General features: G+C 63.5%; 7 protein-coding genes and 1 pseudogene. 3 read left to right on the top strand and 5 right to left on the bottom strand.

Translation table 11 applies throughout. The features are described from left to right. Positions 1 to 144, bottom strand: a pseudogene (locus tag ACF8FB_RS26385) (outer membrane assembly protein); the annotation flags it as partial. Positions 145 to 341: 197 nt separating this feature from the next. On the opposite strand from ACF8FB_RS26385, the gene ACF8FB_RS26380 reads away from it, so the two are divergent. Both ACF8FB_RS26380 and ACF8FB_RS26375 read left to right on the top strand, forming a co-directional pair. Further along, positions 342 to 1,043 (top strand): response regulator transcription factor, encoded by a 702-nt coding sequence (locus ACF8FB_RS26380; RefSeq protein WP_010954245.1) that lies wholly within the window; start codon positions 342 to 344, stop codon positions 1,041 to 1,043. Next, complete coding sequence (locus ACF8FB_RS26375) at positions 1,040 to 2,302, top strand: ATP-binding protein (protein WP_392512511.1); 1,263 nt, start codon at positions 1,040 to 1,042, stop codon at positions 2,300 to 2,302. Before ACF8FB_RS26380 ends, ACF8FB_RS26375 begins: the two co-directional genes overlap by 4 nt. On the opposite strand, the gene ACF8FB_RS26370 is transcribed toward ACF8FB_RS26375, so the two are convergent. From ACF8FB_RS26370 to ACF8FB_RS26360, 3 genes are all read right to left on the bottom strand, one after another. Beyond that, complete coding sequence (locus ACF8FB_RS26370; RefSeq protein WP_010954243.1) at positions 2,295 to 3,290, bottom strand: aldo/keto reductase; 996 nt, start codon at positions 3,288 to 3,290, stop codon at positions 2,295 to 2,297. The genes ACF8FB_RS26375 and ACF8FB_RS26370 overlap by 8 nt on opposite strands. Before the next feature lie 96 nt (positions 3,291 to 3,386). Next, positions 3,387 to 4,238: a LysR family transcriptional regulator gene (locus ACF8FB_RS26365; protein WP_060489927.1), complete on the bottom strand. Its 852-nt coding sequence runs from the start codon at positions 4,236 to 4,238 to the stop codon at positions 3,387 to 3,389. Between the two features lie 62 nt (positions 4,239 to 4,300). Then, on the bottom strand, positions 4,301 to 5,485 hold the full coding sequence (locus ACF8FB_RS26360; RefSeq protein ID WP_392510817.1) for an MFS transporter: 1,185 nt from the start codon (positions 5,483 to 5,485) through the stop codon (positions 4,301 to 4,303). A gap of 267 nt (positions 5,486 to 5,752) precedes the next feature. Here ACF8FB_RS26360 and ACF8FB_RS26355 point away from each other — a divergent pair, with 267 nt between their 5' ends. Further along, positions 5,753 to 6,412, top strand: coding sequence for an alpha/beta hydrolase (locus tag ACF8FB_RS26355; protein WP_010954240.1), 660 nt, complete (start codon positions 5,753 to 5,755; stop codon positions 6,410 to 6,412). Here ACF8FB_RS26355 and ACF8FB_RS26350 read toward each other — a convergent pair. Further along, on the bottom strand, positions 6,397 to 7,278 hold the full coding sequence (locus tag ACF8FB_RS26350; protein WP_004374921.1) for a LysR family transcriptional regulator: 882 nt from the start codon (positions 7,276 to 7,278) through the stop codon (positions 6,397 to 6,399). The genes ACF8FB_RS26355 and ACF8FB_RS26350 overlap by 16 nt on opposite strands. Between the last annotated feature and the right edge of the window lie 184 nt (positions 7,279 to 7,462).

Genomic DNA, 7,462 nt, shown 5'->3' with positions numbered 1-7,462 from the left:
GTTCAGCGGCAAGGCACCGAACACACTGCCGGCGGAAACCCGCTGCAGGCCGTTGACGCGAATGTCGGCGATCCTGAACGGTGAGGCCTGGGCCAACGTGGCTTTCAGCAGCAGGATGGAGAGCAACAGGCGCGGGTAGTTCATCGGGGTTTCCAGACAAGCGGATTCGGAGGGCAGCAAGCGCGGGCGACCCGCAAGCAGCGGGCGATGAGGATACGGGCGGGCTGTGTACGGCGCGGTTAGCCGAGGGTAAAGATGTGTAAAGTCCGACCGGGCGGCAGTGACAGTGCCGGCTTGCAGGGCGATCATTGCACCCCCTGCAATTGCGATATCTGGCCCTGATGATCCCTGTGCTGCTGGTCGACGACGACCGCGAACTGACTGAAATGCTCTCTTTGTACCTGGCGCGCGAAGGCTTCCAGGCAACGGCCGCGGACACGGGTGAGGAAGGCGAGACCCTGGCGTTGTCCGGCCATTTCCAGGTGGTGGTGCTGGACGTGATGTTGCCAGGCATCTCCGGTATCGAGGTGCTGCGCCGCGTGCGTGCACGTAGTCAGGTGCCGGTGCTGCTGCTGACAGCACGCGGTGACAACATCGACCGCATTGCCGGCCTGGAGCTGGGGGCCGATGACTATGTGCCCAAGCCCAGCTCTCCCGGTGAGCTGGTGGCACGCCTGCGGGCAATACTGCGTCGCGTGCAGCCATACCTGATGGGTGAAACCAGCGCGCCCGAGGTACCTGAACAGGTACGCAGTGGCGCATTGAAAATGTGGCCGGGGCGGCGCGAGGCGCGCTGGGGCGCAGCCACGCTGGAATTGACCGGCTCCGAGTTCAGCCTGCTCGAAGCCCTGGCGCGCCAGGCCGGTCAGCTGGTCAGCAAGCAGGACCTGTCGCTCAATGCCCTGGGCCGGCCGCTGACCCGTTATGACCGACGCATCGACGTGCACGTCAGCAGCATCCGGCAAAAACTTGGCCCGCGTGCCGATGGCAGCAGCTGGATCCAGAGCGTGCGCGGCATGGGCTACATGCTGATCGTCGAATGATGCGCCGGCGTCTGTTCTGGAAGCTGTTCCTGGCGTTCTGGCTGGCCAACACCCTGACCTTCCTGGTGGGGGCGGGGGCCTTCATGCTCAATGAACTGCGCGGCGATACCCCCGGGCTGCGTTCGCTGCTGGCCACCGAGCTGCAAATGCTCGAACGGCATGGCGAGCGGGCCGGCCGCCAGTTGCTTGACGTGTCGCCACAGCCGCAGGATGTGCAAGTAGGCCTTTACGACGATCAAGACCGCTTGCTGGCTGGCCAAACGGTGCACGTGGCGCGCTTCGAGCAGGCACTGCTCGACCGTGACGGCCGCCCACTGGTGCTGCGCGCTTCGGTGGCCACCCGTGTCGGTATGGCACCGCGCCCACGCAACCTTGGCCCGTTCGTGACTGGGGCGGTGATGAGCGCGCTGTTCGCGCTGTTGTGCAGCTTTTACCTGACCCGGCCGCTGACCTGGCTGCGCGAGGCCATGGGCCAGGTTGCCCAAGGCCGTTTCGATGTGCGGGTCAGGCCGCGGCTGGGCAAGCGCCGTGACGAAATCGTCGACCTGGCCGAGGACTGTGACCGCATGGCCGGCCAGCTCAAGGCCCTGGTGCAGGCCCAGCAGAACCTGCTGCATGATATTTCCCATGAGCTGCGCTCACCACTTACCCGCATGCATGCCGCCATAGGCCTGATGCGCCAGCAACCCGACCGGCCCGACATGCTGGAGCGGGTCGAGCGCGAGTCGCGGCGCATGGACGACCTGATCGAGCAACTGCTGACCCTGGCCCGTGCCCAGTCCCGTCAAGGCAACAGTGACTTCGCCAGCGTGGATGTGGTCGAACTGCTGGCGCAGATCGTCGAGGATGCCCGTTTCGAGGCAGGCATGAAGCAGTGCCAGGTGTCCTTGCTGGCTCAGGGCGCGTTTCTCATGCATGGCCATGAAGAACTCCTGTACCGGGCCTTCGAGAACGTCATCCGCAATGCCGTGCGCTACACGAAGCCCGGCACGGCGGTATTGGTGGAGGCCGCACCGGCACCAGGTGGGCAATGGTTGCAGGTGTGCGTCAGCGACCATGGCCCGGGCGTCGACCCGGCGCGCCTGCAGCGCATCTTCGAACCGTTCGACCGTGGCGCCGACAGCAGCGATGGCTTCGGCCTGGGGCTGGCGATCGCCCAGCGTGCCATCGCCTTGCACGGTGGCAGCATCACCGCGCTGGCCGCCGCCACAGGGGGCTTGCGGGTGCGCATCGAACTGCCGCAAGCCATTGCTACTTGAAGCCGGTGACCGCGTGGGGAACGTAAGGGGCCTGCAAGCGCGCCACTTCGTCCTCGCTCAGCTGCAGTGACAGTGCGCCCAGGGCATCGTCCAGGTGGGCGGGCTTCGAAGCGCCGACGATAGGGGCGCTGACGCCGGCCCTACCCAGCACCCAGGCCAGCGCAACCTGGGCCATCGGCACCCCCCGTTCGCTGGCGATCTGCTCGACCACATCGATTACCCGGCCGTCCTCCACCTCGGTCTTTTCATAGAACGACTGCCCGGATACATCGGTGCGCGTGCGTTGGGTTTGCTGCCCATGCGGTCGTGTCAGGCGGCCGCGCGCCATCGGGCTCCAGGGCATCAGGCCGACGCCTTGATCCAGGCACAGCGGGATCATCTCTCGCTCTTCTTCGCGGTAGATCAGGTTGAGGTAGTTCTGCATCGACACGAAGCGGCTCCAGCCATGGTTGGCGGCTACCTGCTGCGCCTTGGCGAACTGCCAGGCATACATCGACGATGCACCGATGTAGCGCGCCTTGCCGGCCTTGACCACATCATGCAGAGCTTCCATGGTTTCCTCGATGGGGGTGTGGTAGTCCCAGCGGTGGATCTGGTAAAGGTCGACGTAGTCTGTGCCCAGGCGGCTGAGGCTGGCGTCGATGTTGGCCATGATCGCCTTGCGTGACAAGCCTTGCTCATTGGGCCGGCTGGCGCCTTCCCACATGTTGGCAGGGAAGAACACCTTGGTGGCGATCACGGTTTCTTCACGGCGGGTAAACTCCCTCAGGAGTTTGCCGAGGATGATTTCCGAGGTGCCGGCGGAATAGCTGTTGGCAGTGTCGAAGAAGTTGATGCCTTGCTCGACGGCATGGCGAATGATCGGCCGGCTGGCGTCTTCGCCCAAGGTCCAGGGATGAGTGCCGGCGTCGGGTTCACCGAAGGTCATGCAGCCCAGGCACAGCCTTGAAATGTCCAGCCCAGTGCTACCCAGCTTTACGTACTGCATCGTCGTCTCCTTCAAGGGCGTGAGTGATGGAGTTAGCCTAACGCTGGCAGGGTTGGGCGAAAATTCCGTATTGATGCATGCGCCATCTGCAAGAATTCACAAGCGTAGCAGCGGCCGCACCTGTTGCTGAAGGAAGTCGGTAACCGCCTTGATCCGCGGTGTGGCGCGCACGTCTTCATGCACGGCCAGCCAGATTTCGATGCTCATTGTCTGTTGGGCGCTGCCTGCTTCTTTCAGACCGTGTTCCTGTGCCATGAACGCGGGCAGGCAGGCGATGCCGATGCCGCCGGCACAGGCTTGGGCCTGGATGCGCAGGTCATTGCTGTGCAATGCGAACGGCTGCTGGCCGGCCTGGAGGTTGAGCCATTGCTGTTGTGGGGAACGGGCTTGAGACTCGTCGTAGCCGATGTAGCGCCTGACCGTTGCGCTGGCCAGGTAACCGGGCGAGGCATACAGCCGGTAATCCAGGTGCCCCAGCAGGCTGACCACCAGAGTTGGCTCTGTCGGCCTGGCCAGGGCGATGCTGATGTCAGCTTCGCGGCGGACCAAGGATGCCTTGGATTTGCTGCCTACCAGCTTCAGGCGCAGCTGTGGGTAGCGCTGGTACAGCTCGCCCAGGCGCCGGGCGACGATGCTGCCCAGCAGCGCCGGTGGTGCCGAGAGCACCACTTCGCCTTCCACTGTCTGTTGGCCGGCGCTGGCGAAATGCTCCAGGGCAAAAGAGGACATGGCCATCTGCTCGGCGAGTTCCGCAACACGTTGGCCTTCGTGGGTGAGGGCATAAGCGCGGGGACGTCGGTCGACCAGCTTGAGCTGGAGCGAAGCCTCGAGCGAGGCGATGCGCCGGGCCACGGTGGCGTGGTCGACACCCAGGGTCTTGGCAGCAGCCGACAGCGAGCCGGCCGAGCTGAAGGCGGAGAAATGGCGCAGGTCTTCCCAATCGAACATGAATGACTCGGCAGTGGCGGGTGCATAAAGGGGTAGGGTAACCCTTTATGACCATGCCGGCTTCAATGCCCGCCTTTCATCCGCCGCGCCACCAGGTAAATGCCCAGGCCAACCAGCGCAGTCGCGGCGCCGATGTACCCGGTGCTGGTCCAGCCCATGCCGGCAGTGATCGCCATGCCTCCCAGCCACGGCCCCAGGGCATTGGCCAGGTTGAACGCCGCATGGTTGGACGCCGCTGCCAGGCTAGGCGCCTCATGGGCAATGTCCATGAGGCGGATCTGTAGCGGTGCCGCCAAGGCGATCATGGTGCCCACCAGGCCGATGCCCAGCAGCAGGCTCCACAGCGCCTGGGCGGCGAAGGTAAAGAACAGCAGCACGGCGACCGACCACATCAGTACCAAGCCCACGGCGCGGAACTGCAGGCGGTCGAACAGCTTGCCGCCAGCGATGTTGCCGACGATACCGCCCACGCCGAACGCCGCCAGACCAAACGGAATCCACTGTGGCGACACCTGGGTCACGTGCAGCATGGTCGGTGCCAGGTAGCTGAACACGCAGAACATGCCGGCAAAACCGATCGAAGCGATGGCCAGCGCCATCCATACCTGTGGGAGGGCAAAGGCCTGGAGCTCCTTGCGCGGGTCGCTGCGTGTTTCGTCGTGGCGCTGGGGCACGAAACGCCAGACCAGGGCGATGGTGCACAGGGCGATCGCGCCGACCAGCACGAATGCCGAACGCCAGCCGAAGTACTGGCCCAGGAAGGTGGCAACCGGGTTGCCGAGCAACATGGCCAAGGTCAGGCCCATCATCACCCGTGCCACGGCCCCCGCGCGCTGATCCTTGGCGACCATGCTCGAGGCCACCACTGCGGCAATGCCGAAGTAGGCGCCGTGGGGCAGGCCGCTGATGAAACGAAATGCGACCAGGCCACCGAACGAGGGGGCAAAGGCAGTGGCCAGGTTGCCCACGGCATACAGCAGCATCAACAGCAGCAGCATGTGCTTGCGCAGCAGTTTGGCACCGAGAATGGCCAGTGTCGGGGCGCCAACCATTACCCCCAGCGCATACGCGCTGATGGCATGGCCCACCTGCGGTTCGCTCAACTGCAAATTGCTGGCAATGTCGGGCATCAGGCCCATGATGGCGAATTCGCCGGTGCCGATGGCAAAGCTGCCCAGTGCCATGGCGGCTTCCATCTTGGCGACGGTGTTTTTACTGGGGAGCGGGGGGCGTTCCTGGACTGACATCTGTATCCCTATTGAAACATGCTGAAACGTTCAAGGCGGGATAATAGTCAATCGATGGCTGCAACGTCGAGGATGCTGCCCCGGCTTCCGCGACGTTGCAGCCCGTGTCCTGCTCAGTACGGGCGCGCTTGCTACGCCCCTGGCTGAAGTGACGGGATCCTGTGGCAGCGGGTACGCCTGCTCTTTTAGACTGCGGGCGGTGACGCGCCAACGCTCGGCAAACGGTGAGTACACGCGCCACACATTCGGTTCACAAGGACAACTGCAATGTCAGATACCCCGCGCAACCCGCTGCTTATCGATGGGGCCGTCGGCCAGATCGAGCTGTTGATCGACTACCCCGACGGACCACCCAAAGGGCTGGTGCTGGTCAGCCATCCGCAACCGCTGCTGGGCGGTAGCCCACGGCATATCGTGCCACTGACCCTTGCACGGCAGCTGCGTGCAGCCGGCTGGCAAGTGGTACGGCCGAGCTTTCGTGGGGTGGGGCAGACGCAAGGCACGCACGACCAGGGCATCGGTGAAGCCGAGGATTGCATCGCGGTCATCCGTCACTTCAACCAGCAACAGCCCGAGCTGCCGGTAGCCCTGGTCGGGTTTTCCTTTGGGGCCTACGTGTTCGCCCGGGTTGCCTGTGCGCTGGAAGGGCAGTTGCAGGCAGTCGCATTGATGGGGCTGCCGGTGGGGGATGTACCGGGAGGGCGCTATTACGAGCCATTGCCGCTGCCTGGGGATTGCCTGTTACTGCAGGGTGAACAGGATGAAATGGCACCGCTGGCCAACCTGCTGCAATGGGCTGGCCCTGAACAACGGGCAGTGTCGGTATACGCCGGTGCCAATCACTTTTTCAAAGGCTGCCTGGGGCGTGCCGCGGAGCAGGTGATTGCTCATCTCGCCCAGAAGACTGGCCCTCACCGCTCCAGGTAATGCGTCTGTGCAGCAAAGTCGATGAACCGCTTGCTGGCCAGCGACAGGTATTCCCCCGAGCGCCAGCACAAGCGGAAACTCATCTGCTGTGCTGGCCGGAACGGCACGCCGACGATGCCTGGCGTGCGTTGCTGCACCGAGCGCAGCAGGGTCGCCACCCCCATGTTGTCCAGCGCGGCCTGCACCACCAGCGAGACGAAGTTGCTCTGTAGCGCCACCTGGTAAGTGATGCCATGTTCGGCGAAGAACGCATCCAGAAGATGGCGTTGAACGAAGGTGCGATCGAACACCACCATGTCGGTATTGCGCAGGTCTTCGGCGGTGAGGTAGGCCTTGCCGGCATAGGGGTGATCCGGGTGCATGCACGCCAGCATTTCGTCGCTGCCCAGCAGGATCGACTCCTTGTCCGGCGGTACACGCCGGGACTCCAGCAGCGCCAGGTCGATTTCCCGTTGCTCCAGGCGATGGCCAATGTCTTCGGCACTGCCTTCGAACACGGTCATGGCAATGCCCGGGTACGACTTGCGGAAGGCGTTCATCAACCCGGGGACGTAGTGCAGGCCGAACATCGGCGGGATACCCAGGCGCACTTCGCCGCGTTTGAGGTCGGCCATGTCGCGCAGCTCTTGCCGGGCAACGTCCATTTCGCGCAGGGCAGAGGCAATGCGCGGCAAGAACTGCTCGCCTTCTGCCGTGAGGATCACTTTGCGCGTGGTACGGTTGAACAGGGTTACCCCCAGTTCTTCTTCCAGCCGGGTGACGGCCATGCTCAGCGCGGGCTGGGCGATGTGCAGGTGCTGCGCGGCCTTGGTGAAGCTGCCTTGCCGGACGATTTCGACACAGCAGCGCAATGCCTTGAGGTTCATTGAGGGGTGCTACCTTTCATGCGGGATGCATTCATAACGAACTGTGATGCTAAGCATCATAACAATATATTTATTATTATTAACCAGAGGGCCTACGATGCGCGCCACTGAGACATCCTGCAACATCTCAGTCACGCAGCTTAATAAATCTGCAATCCCACAAAGATTTTGAGGTAGTACCCCA

It is taken from the genome of Pseudomonas sp. yb_2 (assembly GCF_043103905.1).
GTDB lineage: Bacteria > Pseudomonadota > Gammaproteobacteria > Pseudomonadales > Pseudomonadaceae > Aquipseudomonas > Aquipseudomonas alloputida.
The sequence above is the reverse complement of the archived record's forward strand: the minus strand, read 5'-3'. Positions and strand labels throughout refer to the sequence as shown.

Coding starts and splice junctions, on each gene's coding strand:
- ACF8FB_RS26375 (WP_392512511.1), top strand. CDS start 1,040: ATGATGCGCCGGCGTCTGTTCTGGAAGCTGTTCCTGGCGTTCTGGCTG.
- ACF8FB_RS26350 (WP_004374921.1), bottom strand. CDS start 7,278: ATGAACCTCAAGGCATTGCGCTGCTGTGTCGAAATCGTCCGGCAAGGC.
- ACF8FB_RS26370 (WP_010954243.1), bottom strand. CDS start 3,290: ATGCAGTACGTAAAGCTGGGTAGCACTGGGCTGGACATTTCAAGGCTG.
- ACF8FB_RS26360 (WP_392510817.1), bottom strand. CDS start 5,485: ATGTCAGTCCAGGAACGCCCCCCGCTCCCCAGTAAAAACACCGTCGCC.
- ACF8FB_RS26355 (WP_010954240.1), top strand. CDS start 5,753: ATGTCAGATACCCCGCGCAACCCGCTGCTTATCGATGGGGCCGTCGGC.
- ACF8FB_RS26380 (WP_010954245.1), top strand. CDS start 342: ATGATCCCTGTGCTGCTGGTCGACGACGACCGCGAACTGACTGAAATG.
- ACF8FB_RS26365 (WP_060489927.1), bottom strand. CDS start 4,238: ATGTTCGATTGGGAAGACCTGCGCCATTTCTCCGCCTTCAGCTCGGCC.